The organism is Pseudomonas frederiksbergensis (genome assembly GCF_003732665.1).
In the GTDB taxonomy this organism is placed as follows: Bacteria; Pseudomonadota; Gammaproteobacteria; order Pseudomonadales; family Pseudomonadaceae; genus Aquipseudomonas; species Aquipseudomonas frederiksbergensis_G.
In genome coordinates, this window is sequence record NZ_MOBP01000023.1 from 341,220 (window position 1) to 361,468 (window position 20,249).

Genomic DNA, 20,249 nt, shown 5'->3' on the forward strand with positions numbered 1-20,249 from the left:
GATTGTCAAAGTGGTTTCTGAAAGCTTTGCGTTATGAGCACCGGTGGCTGACGAACGGTTTCCGGCATGGCATTGCGACATTAACCGTAACAGTCCGAATTTAACGCGCCGCCGAAAATCCGTTAAGGACAGCTTAAAAACGCCGTGTATGATGGTCGGTCCTTGCGAAGGGGATCGTGTCACAGGGCTGTCGCCTGAGGGTGGCAGGCTGATGCGAATCCAGTTCTTCACGTTAATAGACCAGGAGATATTCAATGAGCGTACTCGTAGGCAAGCAAGCCCCAGACTTCACCGTACCGGCCGTACTCGGCAACGGCGAGATCGTAGACAGCTTCACTCTGTCGTCGGCCATCAAAGGCAAATACGGCCTGGTGTTCTTCTACCCACTGGACTTCACCTTCGTTTGCCCGTCCGAGCTGATCGCTCTGGACAACCGCATGGCTGACTTCAAGGCTCGCAACGTTGAAGTGGTTGCCGTGTCGATCGACTCGCATTTCACCCACAACGCATGGCGCAACACCCCAGTGAACAATGGCGGTATCGGCCAGGTTCGCTACACCATGGCTGCTGACATCAAGCAGGAAATCATGAAGGCCTACGACGTCCAGTCCGCTGACGGCGTTGCTTTCCGTGGCGCGTTCCTGATCGACGATAAAGGCGTTGTCCGCTCGCAGATCATCAACGACCTGCCACTGGGCCGTAACATGGAAGAGCTGATCCGTCTGGTTGACGCGCTGCAATTCCACGAAGAGCACGGCGAAGTTTGCCCTGCCAACTGGAAAAAAGGCGACAAAGGCATGACCGCTTCCACCGAAGGTGTTGCGGCTTACCTGACCGAGCACGCTGCGGCCCTGTAAGCCCAAGCGTCAGGCATAAAAAAACCGGCCGATGAGGCCGGTTTTTTTGTGGGCGGGATAAAACCCTTCGACCGGATCAGTCGTTGAAGTCTTCCCAGCCGCCCATTTGTTTCCAGCGATTGACGATGCCGCAGAACAGCTCAGCCGTCTTCTCGGTGTCGTAGCGAGCCGAGTGGGCCTCGCGACCGTCGAAGTCGATGTCGGCTGCCTGACACGCCTTGGCCAGCACGGTCTGACCGTAAGCCAGACCAGCGAGGGTTGCAGTGTCGAAACTGGAGAATGGATGAAACGGGTTGCGTTTCATGTCCAGGCGCGCGACAGCCGCGTTGAGGAAGCCCAGGTCGAAGCTGCTGTTGTGCCCGACCAGGATCGCCCGTTTGCAACCGTTGGCTTTCAGGGCCTTGCGGATGCCGCGGAAAATATCGGTCAGGGCAGTCTCTTCACTCACGGCCATGCGCAACGGGTGATCGAGCTTGATCCCGGTGAATTCCAGGGCCGCTGCTTCGATGTTCGCGCCTTCAAACGGTTCGACGCGGAAGAAGTAAGTGTGATCGGGATACACGAAGCCTTTTTCGTCCATGGCGATGGTGGTCGCCGCGATCTCCAGCAGGGCGTCGGTGGCCGAGTTGAAGCCACCGGTTTCTACGTCGACGACAACCGGCAGGTAACCACGGAATCGGGCTGCCATTGGATGACGAGGACCGCCTCCACCGCCTTGACCGTCCTGTTCATCGTCGAAATGGTCTTCACTCACGCGTGTTCCTCCAGCAGGCGCCAGCGCAGTTTTTCACCGGCGCGCAGCGGGATTACGGTCAGCTCGCCAAATGGCAGGCTGGTTGGGGCGGTCCACTCTTCGCGGACCAGGGTAATGCGATCGGTGTTCACCGGCAGGCCATAGAAGCGCGGGCCGTTGAGGCTGGCGAACGCTTCGAGCTTGTCCAGCGCATTGCGCTGTTCGAAGGCTTCAGCGTACATCTCGATCGCCGCAAAAGCGGTGTAGCAACCGGCACAGCCGCAAGTGGCTTCCTTGGCGTGCTGGGCATGGGGCGCTGAGTCGGTGCCGAGGAAGAACTTCGCGCTGCCGCTGGTGGCGGCGTCGAGCAGGGCTTCCTGGTGGGTGTTGCGCTTGAGAATCGGCAGGCAGTAGAAGTGCGGCCGAATTCCGCCCACCAGCATGTGGTTGCGGTTGTACAGAAGATGGTGCGCGGTGATGGTCGCGCCAACGTTGGCCGGGGCCGCGTTGACGAACTGCACGGCGTCGGAGGTGGTGATGTGTTCGAACACCACTTTGAGCGTCGGGAAACGCTCGACCACACGACGCATGTGCTCATCGATGAAGATTTTTTCGCGGTCGAACACGTCGACATCGCCACGGGTGACTTCGCCGTGGATCAACAACGGCATCCCGACTTCGGCCATGGCCTCGATCGCCGGGAAAATCTTGTCGATGCTGGTGACGCCAGAATCCGAGTTGGTGGTGGCGCCGGCCGGGTACAGCTTGGCGGCGTGCACGAAACCGCTGGCCTTGGCTTCACGAATTTCTTCGGGCTGGGTGCGGTCGGTCAGGTACAGCACCATCAGCGGTTCGAAACGACTGCCGGCCGGGCGAGCAGCGAGAATCCGCTGGCGATAGCCGTCGGCTTCAGCGGCGTTGCGCACCGGAGGTACGAGGTTGGGCATGATGATGGCGCGACCAAAGGTGCGCGCGACATCCGCAACGGTATTGGACAAAACAGCACCATCGCGAAGATGAATATGCCAGTCGTCGGGACGCAGCAGGGTCAGGCGGTCGGACATGAGGGGATTCCAGGCGGGTCAAACTGAGGGGAATGCTACCGGAAAAGACTCTCTCAGGCACTCGCTATCAAGTTTTGCAGCAAGCTTCCGATATCCATTAGGTATGCCGTAAACGTATGTGTCGGTCTTTTTGTTGTAGAAGCCAGTGGAGCCTCCCGTGCGCCAGCGTTATTTAGCCTTGCTCAGTGTGTTTGCCAGCCTTCCCGCGATGGCGCTCACTTTCCAGACCCGTCTGGAGAGCATTGAGTGGACGGTCGAAGGTGACAAGTTCGAATGCCGCCTGGCCCAGCCGATCACCGATTTCGGTTCCGGTGAGTTCGTGCGGCGTGCCGGCGAGCAGGCGATTTTTCGTCTCAAGGCCTACAACTCGGTGATCGGCGGCGGTTCAGCGACCTTGCTCGCGGCCGCGGCGCCATGGCAGCCAGGGCGTGGCGACATCAACCTGGGCTCGGTGAACATCGGCAGCGGCAACGTGCTGTTCAACAGTTCGCAAGTGCAGGCCGGGCGTTTGATCAATGGCTTGATGGACGGCCGTAGCCCGGTCATCCGGCGTGCTTCGGGCGACGGTCGGGTGTCGGAAGTGCGGCTGCTGCCGGTCAAGTTCAACAAGGCGTTCAATGACTATCAGGGGTGCGTGGCCAAGCTGTTGCCGCAGAATTTCGAACAGGTGAAGCAATCGGAAATCGGTTTCCCCGGCGAAGGGGTCGATCTGGATCCGCAAGCCAAGGCCAAGTTGCAGGTCATGCTGGAGTTCATCAAAGCGGACCCGACGGTCAATCACATCGAACTTGACGGTCACTCCGACAACAGCGGCAATCGCCTGACCAACCGCGAGCTGTCACGCCGCCGGGCACTGGCGGTGATGGATTTCTTCAAGGCCAATGGCATCCAGGAATCGCAGATCACCATGCGTTTCCACGGCGAACGCTACCCGCTGGCGCCGAACACCAATGCCGCCAACCGGGCGAAGAATCGCCGGGTCGCGGTACGCCTGGAACGCGTGGCGCCGACCGACAAACCGGCCCCGCAATCCGCCTCTGCCGCCAGTGCGGCGACCACATCCTGACTCTGTGGTCATCGTCGCGCCATCGTAAGAATCTGTCGCTTCGTCGTCATAAGCTGTCGCGGTACTGTAAATAATTTCCTATGAGCGGTAGACTTCCCGGCTTTCCGTAAACCCCGTGGAGTGATGGCATGGCGGACGTAAACAAGGTTGTTCTGGCGTATTCCGGCGGCCTGGACACTTCGGTGATCCTCAAGTGGCTGCAGGATACTTATAACTGTGAAGTGGTGACCTTCACCGCTGACCTGGGGCAGGGCGAAGAGGTCGAACCGGCCCGCGCCAAGGCTCAGGCCATGGGCGTCAAAGAAATCTACATCGACGATCTGCGCGAAGAATTCGTGCGAGATTTCGTGTTCCCGATGTTCCGCGCCAACACCGTTTACGAAGGCGAGTACCTGCTGGGCACTTCCATCGCTCGTCCGTTGATCGCCAAGCGCCTGATCGAAATCGCCAACGAAACCGGCGCTGACGCCATTTCCCACGGCGCCACCGGCAAGGGCAACGACCAGGTGCGTTTCGAACTGGGCGCCTACGCACTCAAGCCAGGCGTGAAAGTGATCGCCCCTTGGCGCGAGTGGGACCTGCTCTCCCGTGAAAAGCTGATGGATTATGCTGAAAAGCACAACATCCCGATCGAGCGCCACGGCAAGAAAAAATCCCCGTACTCGATGGATGCCAACTTGCTGCACATCTCCTATGAAGGCGGCGTGTTGGAAGACACCTGGACTGAGCACGAAGAAGACATGTGGAAATGGACCGTCTCCCCGGAGAAGGCTCCAGACAAGGCGCAGTACCTGGAACTGACCTACCGCAACGGCGACATCGTGGCACTGGACGGCGTCGAAATGACCCCGGCCACCGTGCTGGCGACGCTGAACAAAATCGGTGGCGAACACGGCATCGGCCGTCTCGATATCGTCGAGAACCGTTACGTGGGCATGAAGTCCCGTGGCTGCTACGAAACCCCTGGCGGCACCATCATGCTGCGCGCTCACCGTGCGATCGAATCGATCACTCTGGACCGCGAAGTGGCTCACCTCAAAGACGAGCTGATGCCGAAATACGCCAGCCTGATCTACACCGGTTACTGGTGGAGCCCTGAGCGTCTGATGCTGCAACAGATGATCGATGCGTCCCAGGCACACGTGAACGGCGTTGTGCGCCTGAAGCTGTACAAAGGCAACGTGATTGTTACCGGTCGCAAGTCCGATGAATCGTTGTTCGACGCCAACATCGCGACCTTCGAAGAAGATGGCGGCGCCTACAACCAGGCTGATGCGGCGGGCTTCATCAAGCTCAATGCCTTGCGCATGCGCATTGCTGCCAACAAAGGTCGCAAGCTGTTCTGAGACCTGTGCAGTCGTGATTGAGGACGTGGCCCTGTCGTTGACAGGGCCACATCTTTAAACGCTTTGATCTCGTATCTCTTCAAACCGATTACCTTCCTGATCAGTCCTCCAGCGTCTGATCCAGCACCGTCACGTCCTGTGAATCCAAGTTGAAGACAATCCAGAAAACGTCGCAAGCGTCTTTCTTTTTGTGTCTTGAAGACCTCAATACGCTGTCCTTCAGTAACTTCACCGATTCGTTGCACGCCAGAAATACGACCACCTTGCCTGGTTTGCGGAGCTTTTCCATCAGCATGTCGAATTCGGCCTGTGTATTCATTCCGCGTGTATCGATAATGCTCAACCCATTCAATGAACCCGGCAGATAGATGCTGTGTTGCGCCCGTATGCCTGTCTGTAGATCGATTTGAGCCGGTGGCGCCTGCGCACTCCAGGGCCAGCGACGAAACCTGCGCACGCGAGCGGAAAAGTCTGCACGGGGGTGGTCTTTGGCATGCTCAATGACTTTGACGAAGTATTTGTCGCTGTCGAAGTCAGAGGGGGCGTAAAGCGATCGGTAATTGAAGTTAAGCGTGACAAAAAAAAGAAAGAGCAGGTAAAACGGAAAGCTGATTAAAAACCAGACATAGATTTCCCGCTCGTCGTTATCCAGAAAAGGCAGGGAGACGGCGGCAGAGGTTTCAGAAACGGCCGCAAATATAGCCACGATGGTCATCGGGTTGGAGATGTTCTTTTTGATTTTCTTCATGCTGTTTGCTCATAAGCTAATGTGTTTTTCTCATGTTGATAGAAGGTTTTTAGAGTGGCTTTGCTAAGTTTTTTTCTGCTTTTTTGTTTTGATCTATTTTTGTCGAGTGGATTATTTTAAACAAGGTAACTGTAGTGCTCAGAATGTTTGTATGTTGGATGTTCTTGTTTCAAAAGTTTAATTGAATTGGGGTTTTGTTTATTTAGGTGTTAGCGGATATTTAGTGGGTGTATCTTGGTATGGATTTTGATATTGAAAATCCCGGTAACTCTTCACCTCCCGAGCCCGTGGTCTATTGGTGCTGGATGAGTTGAAAGGCTGAAGGTCAGGCGCGATATCGGTTGTAAGCCGATACAAATAAGTTATCGGAAATCCGAACGCTCTGATCAATTCACGTTTTTCCGCGCCTCACGTTCAAGTTTTTTTGTAGGATTCATCCGTGTTGCTTGTAGGGAATGTCTCTCGCTGCGAGTGCCCGGGGGGTACGGCATGCCACGGGTGAAACGACTAGGCTATTGTGCGGGCTCTAAAAATTCGAACAGCGAAATTGGACTTGCCCATGAATAAAGTGCTGATCGTGGATGATCACCCCGTCATTCGTCTTGCGGTGCGTTTGCTAATGGAACGTCATGGCTACGAAGTCATCGCAGAAACAGACAATGGCGTGGATGCATTACAACTTGCCCGTGAATTGCTGCCGGATATTGTCATTCTGGATATTGGAATACCGAAACTCGATGGACTGGAAGTCATCGCGCGCCTGACATCGGTAGCGTTGCCTTTGAAAGTGTTAGTGCTGACTTCCCAGGCGCCAGGACATTTTTCAATGCGCTGCATGCAATCGGGAGCTGCCGGTTATGTATGCAAGCAACAGGACCTCACTGAATTACTCAGTGCAATCAAGGCTGTATTGTCGGGCTACAGCTACTTTCCCAATCAGGCCTTGCACACGGTTCGTGCCAGTCTGGGCAATGCCAGTGAATCCGATATGGTGGATCGTTTGTCAGGGCGGGAAATGATGGTGTTGCAACAATTGGCCCGGGGGAAGACTAACAAGGAGATTGCCGATGGAATGTTCCTCAGTAACAAGACGGTCAGTACTTACAAGACCCGGTTGTTATTGAAGCTCAATGCACGCTCACTGGTGGATTTGATCGAACTGGCCCAGCGCAATGGGCTGGTATGAAGGCAGACAGTAGAAAGCCTCCGTTTCGGGAGGCTTTCAGGTGTCATAGATCAAAATCGTAATCGGCCAATTGCTTTTGCAGTCGGCGCTCCTCCAGCAGATTGTCGATGGTGCGGCGCTTGCTCAGGTTGGTTTTTGCTACCTCAGCCACCGGTTCAGCGTCATCGGCCTCAACGGGGGTGAAGTCGTCTTCTACATCCAATTGCTCTTTGCCAGTGCTCATTTTGTTACTCCAGGCTAAGACGGCCTTTGGCGCCCCTTATATCGACATTCTCCCGGCGGGTAAAAAAGATTTTTTCAATCGATAAATCAATAAATGTAATAGCGCCTCAATCGTCCGAGGTCTTTTGCTTGTATTCGCACAGATCCTCGATACGGCAACTACCGCAGCGCGGCTTGCGGGCCAGGCAAATGTAGCGCCCGTGGAGGATCAGCCAGTGGTGGGAATCGAGCAGAAACTCCTTGGGCACGAATTTCATCAGTTTGTGCTCCACCTCGACCACGTTTTTGCCAGGCGCAATGCCGGTGCGGTTGCTGACCCGGAAAATATGGGTGTCCACCGCCATGGTCAGTTGCCGGAAAGCCGTATTGAGCACCACGTTGGCGGTCTTGCGGCCAACGCCGGGCAAGGCCTCCAGCTCTTCACGGGTCTGGGGCACTTCGCCGCCGTGTCGTTCAACCAGCAGGCGACAGGTCTCGATTACGTTCTTGGCCTTGCTGTTGAACAGGCCGATGGTCTTGATGTACTCCGTCAGCCCTTCGACCCCCAAGGCATAAATCGCCGCCGGGGTATTGGCCACCGGATAGAGCTTTGCCGTGGCTTTGTTGACGCCGACATCGGTGGACTGTGCCGACAGAATCACCGCGATCAACAGCTCAAACGCTGAGGAGTAGGCCAGTTCGGTTTTCGGTTCCGGGTTGTCTTCGTGCAGCCTGCGGAAGATTTCGTAACGTTTTGCGGCATTCATGGGTGATGCGTTTCCTCGAAAGCGATCAGTTTGTGGGCGTCGGGCGAGACCAGGCTTGTTTGGCGGCGATCAACAGCCCCAGCAGAATGAAACCGCCAGGGGCAAGGGTGGCCAGGCGCAAGCCACCGTCGGCGGTCAGTATCAGGCCTGGCCAATCCACGCCACCGATCAGCCAGGACAGATGGGCGCCAAGGGTGCCGTTGCCAATGAGCTCGCGCAACAGACCGAGGCTCACCATTAGCACGCCGAACAGACCACACAGGCGCAAGCGATCGCGCCATGGGCTGTGGTAAAAGCCATTGCTATCCAGCACGACGCATTGCAAGGCAATCAACCCGGCGTACAGCCCCAAGTGCTGTTGCCATTGCAGCGACCAGGATTGCCCGGCGAGTTCAGCGCAACTGGTCAGCGTGGCCGCCAGCAGCACGCTGGCAGGCAGGCGTGCCCACGGGGCAAGTCGGGTGCGCAAGGGGCTCATGACAGCGTCATGGATCGCGATCACCAGCGCAAACATCAGGAACAGGCCCAAAGCGCTCATCAGCGAGCCGGTGGCGCCGATCAATGGTGTCAGCATCAGTGAATTCTGCAGCGTCACCTTATTCATGGGCACTGCTCCCCACCCACTGTTGCCGATGTTCATCAAAGTAGCGCAACGCATCATGGATGGTGTTGATCACCGCCCTTGAGGTCGTGGTCGCCCCGGCGATCTGATCGAATTGACCCTGATCCTTTTTCAGCGCCCAACCATTGTCTGCGGGATCCGTGCTCGACTTGCCGGTAAAACTATTCAGCCAGGTGTTCGGCCACTCGGCGAGTCGACCTCCCAGCCCCGGCGTTTCGGCTTGTTTCAGGGTTTTGACCCCGAGCAGTTTGCCGTTGGCGTCGATGGCGATCAGCAACTCGATGGCGCCGGTGTAACCCAGGGTCTGGCTGCGCAGCAACACGGCGCTGGGTTGACCGGCCCGGGTCGCCAGGTAGCCCCCCAGCAGTGTGCTGCTGGTCAGCGGGACATTTTCCAGGGGCAATGGCTGTTCCAGCGGTTGGTTGTCGTAGCTGTCGGGCGCCAGCATATCCAGCAGCGTGCGACTGTCGATCAAACGTTGTTGCGCGGCGATGCGCCCGGCGCTGGTGTGTTGCACGAGGCAGGTCGCGCCGATTCCCAGGCCGGCCAGTAACACCAGGATCACAACGCTGATCGTTCGGTTCATGGTGCGGTTTGCTCCTGTCGCGCAACGATCAAGCGATCCAGCGCCGGCACGCACAGGTTCATCAGCAACACGGCGAAGGCCACGCCATCCGGGTAGCCGCCCCAGGTTCGAATCAGATAAGTCAGCAGCCCCACCCCCACACCAAACAACAATCGGGCACCGGGGCTTTTGGCGCCGGACACCGGCTCCGTGACGATGAAGAACGCACCCAACATGCTCGCGCCGGTGAGCAGATGAAACAACGGCGAACCGTGGGAGTCGGAGCCCGAGCCGTTCCAACACAGCAGGCTGATCACGAACAGGCTGGCGAGCATGCCCACCGGCGCATGCCAACTGAACACCCGTTGCTGGAGCAGAAACGCGCCACCGGCCAGAAACGCCAGATTCACCCATTCCACGCCGCGACCGCCGAAATGGCCGAACGCCGGGTTGCCGGCGAACAGCTCATCCATGGTCAGGCTTTTATTAATCCGCAGACTGTCCAGCGCCGTGGCCTGGACCCAGGCATCCGGCGTCTGGCTGAAACTGAAACCGAAGATCTGCTGAAGGCCGCCGAGCAGGTCCATGCCGTGGAACGACGGCCAGTGGGTCATCGGCTGAGGAAAGGTCACCAGCACCAGGGCGAAACCGAGCATGGCCGGGTTGAACGGGTTTTTGCCGACGCCGCCATACAGATGCTTGCCGAACAGCAACGCAGCCGCGGCCGCACTGACCGTCAGCCACCATGGGCAATAAGGCGGCAAGGCCAGCGCCAGCAAGGTCGCCGTGACCAGGGCACTGCCATCGCTCAAAGTCGGCTTGATCGCGTGCTGGCGCAGTTTCAGTACACCGGCCTCCACGGCCAGCGCCGTCAGTGCCGTCAGAATCAGGTTGATCAACACGCCCCAGCCGTACAGCCAAAACATCGCCAGCAGCCCCGGCAATGTGGCCAGCAACACCCGTTTCATGGCTTGCTGCAGGCGTTCGTCCACCGATTCAAGGGGCGACATAAGCGTCCACCGAGCGTTCGGCTTCCAGCAGTCGGGCGCGGGCCTTGTCCATCAACTCCATCGGTGTATCGGCCCTTCGCTCCAGTTTGCTGACGTCGGCGCGGGCGTAGGCCAATTCGGTTTTGAGCTGTCGAAGCTGGCTGTCGACCGGGCGTTTTTCGACCCGCACCAGGTCAGGCGCAGGCTTATCGCTGGCGGCTTCGGCCTCGTGCAAGGCTTGCTCGGCGGCTTCGAACTGTTGTTGCAGCACGATCAGTTGCGATTGCTGTTCGAAGGTCGGCGGATGGCCGAAAGCCTTGAGGGATTTGTTCAGTTGCGCCCGACTCATGGCCAGATCGATCTTGGCTTTTTTCAACGCCGCATCGGCCGTCGCCGCTTTCTGCGCGCGGACGCGCTCTAGGGCGGCCTGCACCGGATTGGCCGCCACTTCGCTGGGTTGCGCGGCACGTTGGGCTCGGGCCTGACGCTCGGCGATTTTCTGTTGTTCTTCCCGTTGCAGGCGGGCGTTGCGCTGTTCGAAGCGCCGCCGTGCACGATTGCGTTTGGTGGCCCGGGCCCGCTGTTCTTCGAGGCTGAACGCCAGGCCGCCGACAATCGGCAGCACCGTGGCCAGCGGCAATGGGCGCATTTCGATGCAGTCCACCGGGCACGGCGCCACGCACAAGTCGCAACCGGTGCATTCGTCGACGATCACGGTGTGCATCAACTTTGCCGCACCGACGATCGCGTCCACCGGGCAGGCCTGGATGCACTTGGTGCAGCCGATGCATTCGGCCTCACGGATGTAAGCAATCTGCGCCGGAGCCGAACCGCGGCTGAGGTCCAGTTCCAACACCGGCACTTTCAGCAGCTCGGCGAGGGCATCGATGGTTTCAGTGCCGCCCGGCGGGCATTTGTTGATGGGCTCGCCAGCGGCAATGCCTTCGGCGTAGGGCTTGCATCCGGGGTGGCCACACTTGCCGCACTGGGTCTGGGGCAAGAGGGCGTCGATGCGTTGAATCAGACTCATGTTTTGATCAGTCCACTGAATCCGAGAAAGGCCACTGCGATCAGTCCGGCGCCGATCAACTGGATCGGCAAGCCACGAAAGGGCAGGGGAACATCGTTGTCACGTGTGCGCTGCTGCAAGTCGCAGAACAGGACCAGCACCAGCCAGAAGCCCAGCCCGGCACCGAGGCTCAGGGCTGTCGCGTGGAAAAATCCCTTGTCGTCCTGGGCGTTGAGCAAGGTCAGGCCAAGTACACCGGCATTGCCCAGCAGCAAAGGCCAGAGGCCGTCGAACGAAAGCGTGGGCAATGCTCGTGACAGTCCGGCCAGCAGCGGGGCGATCAGCAACACGCTTAGCGGCAGGAACACGAACAGGCGCAGGGCTGTCAGGTCCAGCGGCACCAACAGCCAGTGGTAGAGCGCGTAACCGAGCAGGCCGACGACCAGCAGCAGACTCGCCGTGGCCATGCCCAATGCGTGCACCTGTTGGCGTTCGCTGGCCAGAACCGGATCGACGCCCAGCGGCCACTGCAACACGAGGTTGTTGATCAGGGCGGCGCTGATAAGGGTAAGAAGCAGGTCGGTCATGATCGTCCGTATTCACACGAATTTGCAGGCTGCTGATTAACTCCGTAGGAGCTGCCGAAGGCTGCGATCTTTTGATCTTAAAAACAAAGTCAAAAGATCGCAGCCTTCGGCAGCTCCTACAGGGTTGGGCCATGAGAGACAGTATGGGCCAGACATGAAAATCCCACAGTCATGCCAGGCACGACTGTGGGATCGGTTCAGCAGGTCATACCTTACTTGATGCGCTGACCCGGCTTGGCGCCGCTGTCAGGGCTCAGCAGGTAGATTTCTTCACCGCCAGGACCGGCCGCCATCACCATGCCTTCGGAGATGCCGAACTTCATTTTCCGTGGCTTGAGGTTGGCGATCATCATGGTCAGGCGACCATTGAGCTTGGACGGATCCGGGTAAGCACTCTTGATCCCGGAGAACACGTTGCGTTGCTCGTCACCGATGTCCAGGGTCAGGCGCAGCAATTTGTCGGCACCTTCCACGTGCTCAGCCTTGACGATCAGCGCTACGCGCAGGTCCACCGCGGCGAACGCGTCGAACTCGATTTCCGGCGACAGCGGATCCTTGGCTAATTCACCATTGCCGGCCGGTGCAGCTTCGCCGGTATCGGTGGCGCTGGCGGTCAGGTCTTCTTTCGAGGCGTCGGTCATGGCTTGCACTTTTACCGGGTCGATGCGGGTCATCAACGGTTTGAACTCGTTCAACTGATGATTGCTCAGCAGCGTGGCGTGGTCGTTCCAGGTCAGCGGCGCAACGTTGAGGAACGCCTCGGCGTCGGCAGCCAGCAGCGGCAGCACCGGTTTGAGGAAGATCACCAGTTGGCGGAACAGGTTGATGCCCAGGGCGCAGATGGCCTGGACTTCGTCGTGCTTGCCTTCCTGTTTGTTCAGCGACCACGGTGCCTTGTCGGCGATCCAGGCGTTGGCACGGTCGGCCAGGCCCATGATTTCGCGCATCGCACGGGCAAAGTCGCGGGCCTCGTAGGCTTCGGCGATGCTTGGCGCGGCGGCCAGGAAGGCGTCGGTCAGTTCCGGCGCGGCGTTACCCGCCACCAGCACACCGGCGTTGCCTTTCTGGATGAAACCGGCGCAACGGCTGGCGATGTTGACGACTTTGCCCACCAGGTCGGAGTTGACCTTCTGCACGAAGTCTTCGAGGTTCAGGTCCAGGTCGTCGACGCCACGGCCCAGCTTGGCCGCGTAGTAGTAGCGCAGGTATTCCGGCGACAGGTGATCCAGGTAGGTCCGGGCCTTGACGAAGGTGCCCCGGGACTTGGACATTTTCTGACCGTTGACGGTCAGGTAGCCGTGCACGTTGATGCCGGTCGGTTTACGGAAACCCGCGCCTTCGAGCATCGCCGGCCAGAACAGCGCGTGGAAATTGACGATGTCCTTGCCGATGAAGTGGTACAGCTCGGCGGTGGAATCCTTGGCCCAGAACGCGTCGAAGTCCAGGTCCGGACGACGGGCGCAGAGGTTCTTGAAGCTGGCCATGTAGCCGATCGGCGCGTCCAGCCACACGTAGAAGTACTTGCCTGGCTCGCCCGGAATCTCGAAACCGAAGTACGGCGCATCGCGGGAGATGTCCCACTGTTGCAGGCCGGCGTCCAGCCATTCGGCGATTTTGTTGGCGACTGCATCTTGCAGGGTGCCGCTGCGGGTCCAGGCTTGCAGCATTTCCTGGAAGTCCGGCAGCTTGAAGAAGAAGTGCTGGGAATCCTTGAGCACCGGGGTGGCGCCAGAGATAGCCGACTTCGGATCTTTCAGGTCGGTAGGGGCGTAGGTCGCACCACATTTTTCGCAGTTGTCGCCGTACTGATCTTCAGTGCCGCATTTCGGGCAGGTGCCCTTGATGAAGCGGTCGGCCAGGAACATTTTCTTTTCTGGGTCGAAGTACTGCGTGATCGAGCGCTGGGCGATGTGCCCGGCGTCGCGCAGCTTCAAGTAGATCTGGCTCGACAGCTCACGGTTTTCTTCGGCGTGAGTGGAGTGGAAATTGTCGAAGTCCACCAGGAACTCGGCAAAGTCGGCGCTGTGTTCAGCCTGGACGTTGGCGATCAGTTGTTCCGGGGTGATGCCTTCCTTTTCCGCGCGCAGCATGATCGCCGAACCGTGGGCGTCGTCGGCGCAGACATAGATGCATTGATTGCCGCGGTGCTTCTGGAAGCGCACCCACATGTCGGTCTGGATGTATTCCAGCATGTGGCCAAGGTGGATCGAACCATTGGCATAGGGCAGGGCGCTGGTGACGAGGATCTTGCGTGGCTCGGACATGGGGCTCGGCTACTTGATGAAACGGAGGTCGGCCACTATAAAGCGCTGGCGCATATTTTTCACCCCTGTGGCATGAGGGCTTACTGTTACAAATGAGCTTTTGTGGCGAGGGGGCTTGCCCCCGTTCGACTGCGAAGCAGTTGTAAAAACAGCGAATGCGGTGTGTCTGTCAGCGTGCGTGCGCTGGTTCGGGGCCGCTTCGCAGCCCAACGGGGGCAAGCCCCCTCGCCACAGGAAGCATTCCATCCACAGTAATCTGTTCGCCACAAATCCGTGTCCGGCGTAGGATACCCGCCTGATTTTCCAGTCTTGCTATCGGAGTTGCCCATGAGCGCCCTCAATCGCGCAGCGGTGGAAGCCGTCCTTCGCCAATACACCGACCCTTACCTGAACCAGGATCCGGTCAGCGCCGGGTGCGTGCGCGGCATCGACATCCAGGGCGATCGCGTCAGCGTCCAGCTGGAACTGGGTTACGCCGCCGGTCTGTTCAAAAGCGGCTGGGCACAGTTGCTGCAAATGGCGATTGAAGGGCTGGACGGCGTGGTCACCGCACGTGTCGAGATCACCAGCGTGATCGCCGCGCACAAGGCCCAGGCGCAGATTCCGGGGCTGGCCAACGTCAAAAACGTGGTCGCCGTGGCTTCCGGCAAGGGTGGCGTTGGCAAGTCCACCACTGCTGCCAACCTGGCTCTGGCCCTGGCCCGTGAAGGCGCCAAGGTCGGGATTCTCGATGCGGATATCTATGGCCCGAGCCAGGGCATCATGTTCGGCATCGCCGAAGGCACACGACCGAAGATCAAGGATCAGAAGTGGTTCGTGCCGATCGAGTCCCATGGCGTCGAAGTGATGTCCATGGCGTTCCTGACCGACGACAACACGCCGATGGTCTGGCGCGGGCCGATGGTCTCCGGCGCGCTGTTGCAACTGGTGACCCAAACCGCGTGGGGCGATCTCGATTACCTGGTTATCGACATGCCCCCAGGCACCGGCGACATCCAGCTGACCCTGGCGCAGAAAGTCCCGGTGGCCGGCGCGGTGATTGTCACCACACCGCAAGACCTGGCCTTGCTGGATGCGCGCAAAGGCGTGGAGATGTTCCGCAAGGTCAACATCCCGGTGCTGGGCGTGGTGGAAAACATGGCCGTGCACATCTGCTCCAACTGCGGACATGCCGAGCATCTGTTCGGTGAGGGCGGCGGGGTGAAACTGGCCACCCAGTACGGCGTTGAACTGCTGGCCTCGTTGCCACTGGCGATGGCTATCCGCGAGCAGGCCGATGGCGGCAAGCCAACGGTGATCGCCGAGCCGGACAGCCCGATTGCCCTGGTCTACCAGGAACTGGCCCGCCACGTCGGCGCGCGAATTGTGTTGCAGGAAGCGGCGACCCCGGCGATGCCGACTATCACCGTCAGCGACGATTAATCAAAGAAGAAACGCAATCCAGTGTGGGAGCGGCGGTGCGACGATTCGACTTGCTCGCGAAAGCGGTGTGTCATTCAACAGATAAGTTGACTGAACCGACGCTTTCGCGAGCAAGCCCGCTCCCACATTGGTTATGCGGTGGACTTAAATCCGCAACCCGCCATCCATCTCCAGAATCCGACCGGTGTAATAGTCGTTCTCGAAAATGTACGCCGCCGAATGGGCGATCTCGTCTGGTTTGCCCATGCGCTTGAGCGGAATCCCGGCCGTCATTTTCTCCAGCGCTTCGGGCTTCATGCCCAGGGTCATCTCGGTTTCGATAAAGCCCGGCGCAATGCCCGCCACACGAATACCGTAGCGCGCCAGTTCCTTGGCCCAGGTCACGGTGGCCGCTGCCACGCCAGCCTTGGCGGCGGAGTAGTTGGTCTGACCGACGTTGCCGGCCCGGGAAATCGACGAGATATTGATGATCGCGCCGCTGTTGTTCAGCTCGACCATTTTCGCCGCGACTTCACGGGTGCACAGGAACACGCCGGTCAGGTTGACGTCGATCACCGCCTGCCACTGGGCCAGGCTCATCTTGGTCATTTCGCCGTCCTTGACCTTGATCAGCAAGCCGTCACGCAAGATCCCGGCATTGTTGATCAAGCCATGGATCGCGCCGAAATCTTCGGCCACCTGGGCGACCATGTGCGTCACTTGCTCTTCATTGGCGACGTTGCACAGGTAGGCGCGGGCCTCGACGCCCTTGGCCTTGCACGCGGCGACGGTGTCGTCGAGCTTTTCCTGGTTCAGGTCGACCAGCGCCAGTTTCGCGCCTTTGCCTGCGAAATACTCGGCCATCGAACGGCCTAAACCCTGGCAACCGCCAGTGATAATGATTACTTTGTCAGTGAGTTGCATTCGCATGTCCCAGTAGCAGGTCAGAGTGTTGGTCCTTGTAGAGAGCCTCTCGATCTGCACCTGATGTGGCCTGGTTGCACATGAGAACTGCCCCGATGGCGTGCTGGAAACTTATCCCCAGGCGCCTGTCCGTTTTTTCGACGGATTCTATATAAGGAGTCATAAATTGAGCGTTGAAGCGGCCAAGAATGCCCGAGAATTGCTTCTCAAGGAATACCGCGGGGTGCTATCGACCCACTCCAAGGCCATGCCCGGTTTCCCTTTCGGCTCGGTGGTTCCCTACTGCCTGGACGAGCAGGGCCGGCCGCTGATCCTGATCAGCCGCATCGCCCAGCACACCCACAATCTGCAGAAAGACCCGAAATGCTCGCTGTTTGTCGGCGAGCGCGGGGCCGAAGACGCACAAGCCGTCGGTCGCTTGACGTACCTGGCCGAGGCCGAAAAGCTTGAGGATGAGGCGGTCATCGATGCGGCGGCCGAGCGTTATTACCGTTATTTCCCGGATTCCCAGAGTTACCACAAGGCCCACGATTTCGATTTCTGGGTACTCAAGCCCGTGCGCCATCGCTACATCGGCGGTTTCGGCGCGATTCACTGGGTCGATCAACTGACCCTGGCCAACCCGTTCGCCGGCAAGGCTGAGGTGAGCATGGTCGAGCACATGAATGCCGATCACACCAAAGCCATTGCCCATTACGTCGAACTGGCGGGTTTGCCGAAGACCGAACCGGCGCAACTGGCCGGCATTGATACCGAAGGCATGCACCTGCGCATCGGCCAGGCGCTGTACTGGCTACCGTTTCAAGCGTCTTGTAATACGCCGACACAAGTGCGCGAAGCCTTGGTTTTCCTGGCTCACGCCGAGCATTGGCCGAAAAATGAAGTGGCCGACGCTTGAATTCACGAAGTGGCGACGTCATCTAGGGAACACTGGCAAGGCATTCTTGCGTTGAGGAACCATTTGATGCGCCCTTTTTTATTGCTCTTTGTACTGTTTCCGGTGTTGGAGCTGTTCGTATTCGTCAAGGTCAGCGGGGCCATCGGGTTTTTCCCGGCCCTGCTGCTGATCATTCTCGGCTCGATGCTCGGCGTGTTCGTGCTGCGCATCGCCGGTCTGGCTACCGCACTGCGTGCCCGTGAGAGCCTGAACCGTGGCGAACTGCCGGCCCAGACCATGCTGGAAGGCTTGATGCTGGCGTTGGCCGGTGGCCTGTTGATCCTGCCGGGCTTCGTCACCGACGCGTTGGGCCTGATCATGTTGCTGCCAATCTCTCGCCGTTTGCTGGCGAACAAGATGCGCCAGCGTGCTGAAGAGGCTGCCATCCGTCAGCGGGCCTTCGCCGACGACTTGCAACCACGGGGCGGTCCCGCTCCGCGTCAACCGCTGGGCCGCGAGCCCAACGTGATCGAAGGCGAGTTCGAACACCACGATCCCAAGTAAAGCGTTTCAGCGGCACGGCACCTTCGGGTGCCGTGTTCATTTGCGGGGCAACAACATGAAAAAATTTGCTGGCCCGCCCTTGTAATAAGCTTATGCGCCCTTATGTAACGGTCACCGCAAGGTTTCTGGCGATCATGCCAGACAGACTTCCGCGGTTCGCTTGACGAACCGCACCCGGCACCGCCGGATTTGTTAAACCCGCCGGGAATACACCGGCCGATGAAAACCACAATTAGGAGAGATCGACAATGAAGCTTCGTCCTCTGCATGACCGCGTCGTCATCCGTCGCAGCGAAGAAGAAAAGAAAACCGCTGGCGGTATCGTCCTGCCAGGTTCGGCTGCTGAAAAAGCCAACAGCGGCGAGATCCTCGCTGTCGGTACTGGCCGCGTGCTGGAAAACGGTGAAGTGCGTGCACTGGCCGTTAAAGTGGGTGACAAGGTTGTGTTCGGTCCGTACTCCGGCAGCAACACTGTGAAAGTCGACGGCGAAGACCTGCTGGTAATGGCTGAGAACGAGATTCTCGCTGTTATCGAAGGCTGATTCCCCGCTCATTTTCCCGCTACTACAAAGTATTTAAGGAATATCGATCATGGCTGCTAAAGAAGTTAAATTCGGCGATTCCGCCCGCAAGAAAATGCTCGCCGGTGTAAACGTCCTGGCTGACGCAGTAAAAGCGACCCTGGGCCCTAAAGGCCGTAACGTGATCATCGAGAAGAGCTTCGGCGCTCCGACCATCACCAAGGACGGCGTTTCCGTAGCCAAAGAAATCGAACTCAAAGATCGTTTCGAAAACATGGGCGCGCAGCTGGTCAAAGACGTTGCCTCCCGTGCCAACGATGACGCAGGCGACGGCACCACCACCGCAACCGTTCTGGCTCAATCGATCGTCAACGAAGGCCTGAAAGCCGTCGCTGCCGGCATGAACCCGATGGACCTGAAACGCGGCATCGACAAAGCGACCATCGCTATCGTCAAAGAGCTCAAAGCCCTGTCCAAGCCTTGCGCTGACACCAAGGCCATCGCTCAGGTCGGCACCATCTCGGCCAACTCCGACAACTCCATCGGCGACATCATTGCCGAAGCCATGGAAAAAGTCGGTAAAGAAGGCGTGATCACCGTTGAAGAAGGCTCGGGCCTGGAAAACGAACTGTCGGTTGTTGAAGGCATGCAGTTCGACCGTGGCTACCTGTCCCCGTACTTCGTCAACAAGCCAGAAACCATGACCGCCGAGCTCGACGGTCCGCTGATTCTGCTGGTCGACAAAAAAATCTCCAACATCCGCGAAATGTTGCCAGTACTGGAAGCTGTTGCGAAAGCCGGCCGTCCACTGCTGATCGTGGCCGAAGACGTTGAAGGCGAAGCCCTGGCGACTCTGGTTGTGAACAACATGCGTGGCATCGTCAAAGTCGCAGCCGTCAAGGCTCCAGGCTTCGGCGACCGTCGCAAGGCCATGCTGCAGGACATCGCCGTCCTGACTGGCGGTACTGTCATCTCCGAAGAGATCGGTCTGAGCCTGGAAAGCACTACCCTGGAACACCTGGGTAATGCCAAGCGCGTGATCCTGTCCAAAGAGAACACCACCGTGATCGACGGCGCCGGCGTTGAAGCTGATATCCAGGCTCGCGTTCTGCAAATCCGTCAGCAAGTGGCCGACACTTCGTCCGACTACGACCGTGAAAAACTGCAAGAGCGCCTGGCCAAGCTGTCCGGCGGCGTTGCAGTGATCAAGGTTGGCGCTGGCTCCGAAGTAGAAATGAAAGAGAAGAAAGCCCGCGTTGAAGACGCCCTGCACGCTACCCGTGCAGCCGTTGAAGAAGGCGTGGTACCTGGCGGCGGCGTGGCACTGGTTCGCGCTCTGCAGGCTATCTCCGAACTGAAAGGCGACAACGCTGATCAAGACGTTGGTATCCAGTTGCTGCGTCGCGCTGTTGAAGCGCCACTGCGCCAGATCGTTGCCAACTCCGGCGACGAGCCAAGCGTTGTAGTCGACAAGGTCAAGCAGGGTTCGGGTAACTACGGTTACAACGCTGCTACCGGCGAATACGGCGACATGATCGAAATGGGTATCCTGGACCCGGCTAAAGTGACTCGTTCGGCGCTTCAGGCAGCGGCTTCCATCGCCAGCCTGATGATCACCACCGAAGCCATGATCGCCGAGATCAAGGAAGAAGGCGGTGCTGGCGGCGGTATGCCAGACATGGGTGGTATGGGTGGCATGGGCGGCATGATGTAAGCCAGCCTTACCCCTGTAAAAAAGCCCCGCCTGCGAAAGCCGGCGGGGCTTTTTATTGCCTGGATTTTGAGGGCCACACCAATCCCCTGTGGGAGCGGGCTTGCTCGCGAATGCGGTGTGTCAGTCGACATCAATGTTGTCTGACACACCGCATTCGCGAGCAAGCCCGCTCCCACATTTGGATATGTGTGTCAGGCGTTTACCGGTTCTGCCTTGCCAACCCGCTCAACCTTGGACGCCGGTC

General features: G+C 58.7%; 20 protein-coding genes and 1 pseudogene. 9 read left to right on the top strand and 12 right to left on the bottom strand.

Annotation, left to right across the window (positions count from 1 at the left end):
- The first annotated feature begins 254 nt into the window (after positions 1-254).
- On the top strand, positions 255-857 hold the full coding sequence (locus BK665_RS31315) for a peroxiredoxin (RefSeq protein WP_054045198.1): 603 nt from the start codon (positions 255-257) through the stop codon (positions 855-857).
- Between the two features lie 76 nt (positions 858-933).
- Here the strand turns inward: BK665_RS31315 and rnt are convergent, their stop codons facing one another.
- Positions 934-1,611, bottom strand: coding sequence for a ribonuclease T (gene rnt / locus BK665_RS31320; RefSeq protein ID WP_054045196.1), 678 nt, complete (start codon positions 1,609-1,611; stop codon positions 934-936).
- Positions 1,608-2,654: a dihydroorotase gene (gene pyrC / locus BK665_RS31325; protein ID WP_123410336.1), complete on the bottom strand. Its 1,047-nt coding sequence runs from the start codon at positions 2,652-2,654 to the stop codon at positions 1,608-1,610. The genes rnt and pyrC overlap by 4 nt, the downstream gene beginning before the upstream one ends.
- Before the next feature lie 157 nt (positions 2,655-2,811).
- Between pyrC and BK665_RS31330 the strand changes: the two genes are divergently transcribed.
- A complete protein-coding gene (locus BK665_RS31330) occupies positions 2,812-3,720 on the top strand; it encodes a flagellar protein MotY (protein ID WP_123410337.1) in 909 nt (302 codons plus the stop codon).
- Between the two features lie 128 nt (positions 3,721-3,848).
- Complete coding sequence (locus BK665_RS31335) at positions 3,849-5,066, top strand: argininosuccinate synthase (RefSeq protein WP_008155574.1); 1,218 nt, start codon at positions 3,849-3,851, stop codon at positions 5,064-5,066.
- Positions 5,067-5,166: 100 nt separating this feature from the next.
- Here the strand turns inward: BK665_RS31335 and BK665_RS31340 are convergent, their stop codons facing one another.
- Positions 5,167-5,814 (bottom strand): hypothetical protein, encoded by a 648-nt coding sequence (locus tag BK665_RS31340; protein WP_123410338.1) that lies wholly within the window; start codon positions 5,812-5,814, stop codon positions 5,167-5,169.
- A gap of 559 nt (positions 5,815-6,373) precedes the next feature.
- Here BK665_RS31340 and BK665_RS31345 point away from each other — a divergent pair.
- A complete protein-coding gene (locus tag BK665_RS31345) occupies positions 6,374-7,000 on the top strand; it encodes a response regulator transcription factor (RefSeq protein WP_123410339.1) in 627 nt (208 codons plus the stop codon).
- A 43-nt stretch (positions 7,001-7,043) separates the two neighbouring features.
- On the opposite strand, the gene BK665_RS31350 is transcribed toward BK665_RS31345, so the two are convergent.
- From BK665_RS31350 to metG, 8 genes and pseudogenes are all read right to left on the bottom strand, one after another.
- Positions 7,044-7,223, bottom strand: coding sequence for a PA3496 family putative envelope integrity protein (locus BK665_RS31350; RefSeq protein ID WP_123410340.1), 180 nt, complete (start codon positions 7,221-7,223; stop codon positions 7,044-7,046).
- A gap of 106 nt (positions 7,224-7,329) precedes the next feature.
- Positions 7,330-7,968 (bottom strand): endonuclease III, encoded by a 639-nt coding sequence (nth, locus tag BK665_RS31355; protein WP_123410341.1) that lies wholly within the window; start codon positions 7,966-7,968, stop codon positions 7,330-7,332.
- 25 nt (positions 7,969-7,993) lie between these two features.
- Positions 7,994-8,572, bottom strand: coding sequence for an Rnf-Nqr domain containing protein (locus BK665_RS31360; protein ID WP_123410342.1), 579 nt, complete (start codon positions 8,570-8,572; stop codon positions 7,994-7,996).
- Positions 8,565-9,176 (bottom strand): RnfABCDGE type electron transport complex subunit G, encoded by a 612-nt coding sequence (locus BK665_RS31365; protein WP_123410343.1) that lies wholly within the window; start codon positions 9,174-9,176, stop codon positions 8,565-8,567. Before BK665_RS31365 ends, BK665_RS31360 begins: the two co-directional genes overlap by 8 nt.
- Positions 9,173-10,165 (bottom strand): RnfABCDGE type electron transport complex subunit D, encoded by a 993-nt coding sequence (locus BK665_RS31370; RefSeq protein WP_123410344.1) that lies wholly within the window; start codon positions 10,163-10,165, stop codon positions 9,173-9,175. The genes BK665_RS31365 and BK665_RS31370 overlap by 4 nt, the downstream gene beginning before the upstream one ends.
- 613 nt (positions 10,166-10,778) lie before the next feature.
- Positions 10,779-11,153: pseudogene (rsxB, locus tag BK665_RS35485) on the bottom strand (electron transport complex subunit RsxB); the annotation flags it as partial.
- 17 nt (positions 11,154-11,170) lie between these two features.
- Positions 11,171-11,740, bottom strand: a complete 570-nt coding sequence (locus BK665_RS31380; RefSeq protein ID WP_123410346.1) for an Rnf-Nqr domain containing protein — start codon at positions 11,738-11,740, stop codon at positions 11,171-11,173.
- A gap of 212 nt (positions 11,741-11,952) precedes the next feature.
- A complete protein-coding gene (gene metG, locus BK665_RS31385) occupies positions 11,953-14,004 on the bottom strand; it encodes a methionine--tRNA ligase (protein WP_123410347.1) in 2,052 nt (683 codons plus the stop codon).
- Between the two features lie 327 nt (positions 14,005-14,331).
- Here metG and apbC point away from each other — a divergent pair, with 327 nt between their 5' ends.
- Positions 14,332-15,426 carry an iron-sulfur cluster carrier protein ApbC gene (apbC, locus tag BK665_RS31395; protein ID WP_123410349.1) on the top strand — a complete coding sequence of 365 codons (1,095 nt, stop codon included), beginning with the start codon at positions 14,332-14,334 and terminating at the stop codon, positions 15,424-15,426.
- A 144-nt stretch (positions 15,427-15,570) separates the two neighbouring features.
- Here the strand turns inward: apbC and BK665_RS31405 are convergent, their stop codons facing one another.
- Positions 15,571-16,329 carry an SDR family oxidoreductase gene (locus tag BK665_RS31405; protein ID WP_123410350.1) on the bottom strand — a complete coding sequence of 253 codons (759 nt, stop codon included), beginning with the start codon at positions 16,327-16,329 and terminating at the stop codon, positions 15,571-15,573.
- A gap of 166 nt (positions 16,330-16,495) precedes the next feature.
- Here BK665_RS31405 and BK665_RS31410 point away from each other — a divergent pair, with 166 nt between their 5' ends.
- The 4 genes from BK665_RS31410 (at position 16,496) to groL (ending at position 20,005) form a co-directional block, all read left to right on the top strand.
- Entirely contained in the window at positions 16,496-17,227 is a 732-nt protein-coding gene (locus BK665_RS31410) for a HugZ family pyridoxamine 5'-phosphate oxidase (RefSeq protein ID WP_123410351.1), read from the top strand.
- Between the two features lie 66 nt (positions 17,228-17,293).
- Positions 17,294-17,770 carry an FxsA family protein gene (locus BK665_RS31415; protein ID WP_123410352.1) on the top strand — a complete coding sequence of 159 codons (477 nt, stop codon included), beginning with the start codon at positions 17,294-17,296 and terminating at the stop codon, positions 17,768-17,770.
- A gap of 248 nt (positions 17,771-18,018) precedes the next feature.
- Positions 18,019-18,312, top strand: a complete 294-nt coding sequence (locus BK665_RS31420; protein ID WP_054045166.1) for a co-chaperone GroES — start codon at positions 18,019-18,021, stop codon at positions 18,310-18,312.
- Positions 18,313-18,361: 49 nt separating this feature from the next.
- Positions 18,362-20,005, top strand: coding sequence for a chaperonin GroEL (gene groL, locus BK665_RS31425; RefSeq protein WP_054045163.1), 1,644 nt, complete (start codon positions 18,362-18,364; stop codon positions 20,003-20,005).
- The last annotated feature ends 244 nt before the right edge of the window (positions 20,006-20,249 follow it).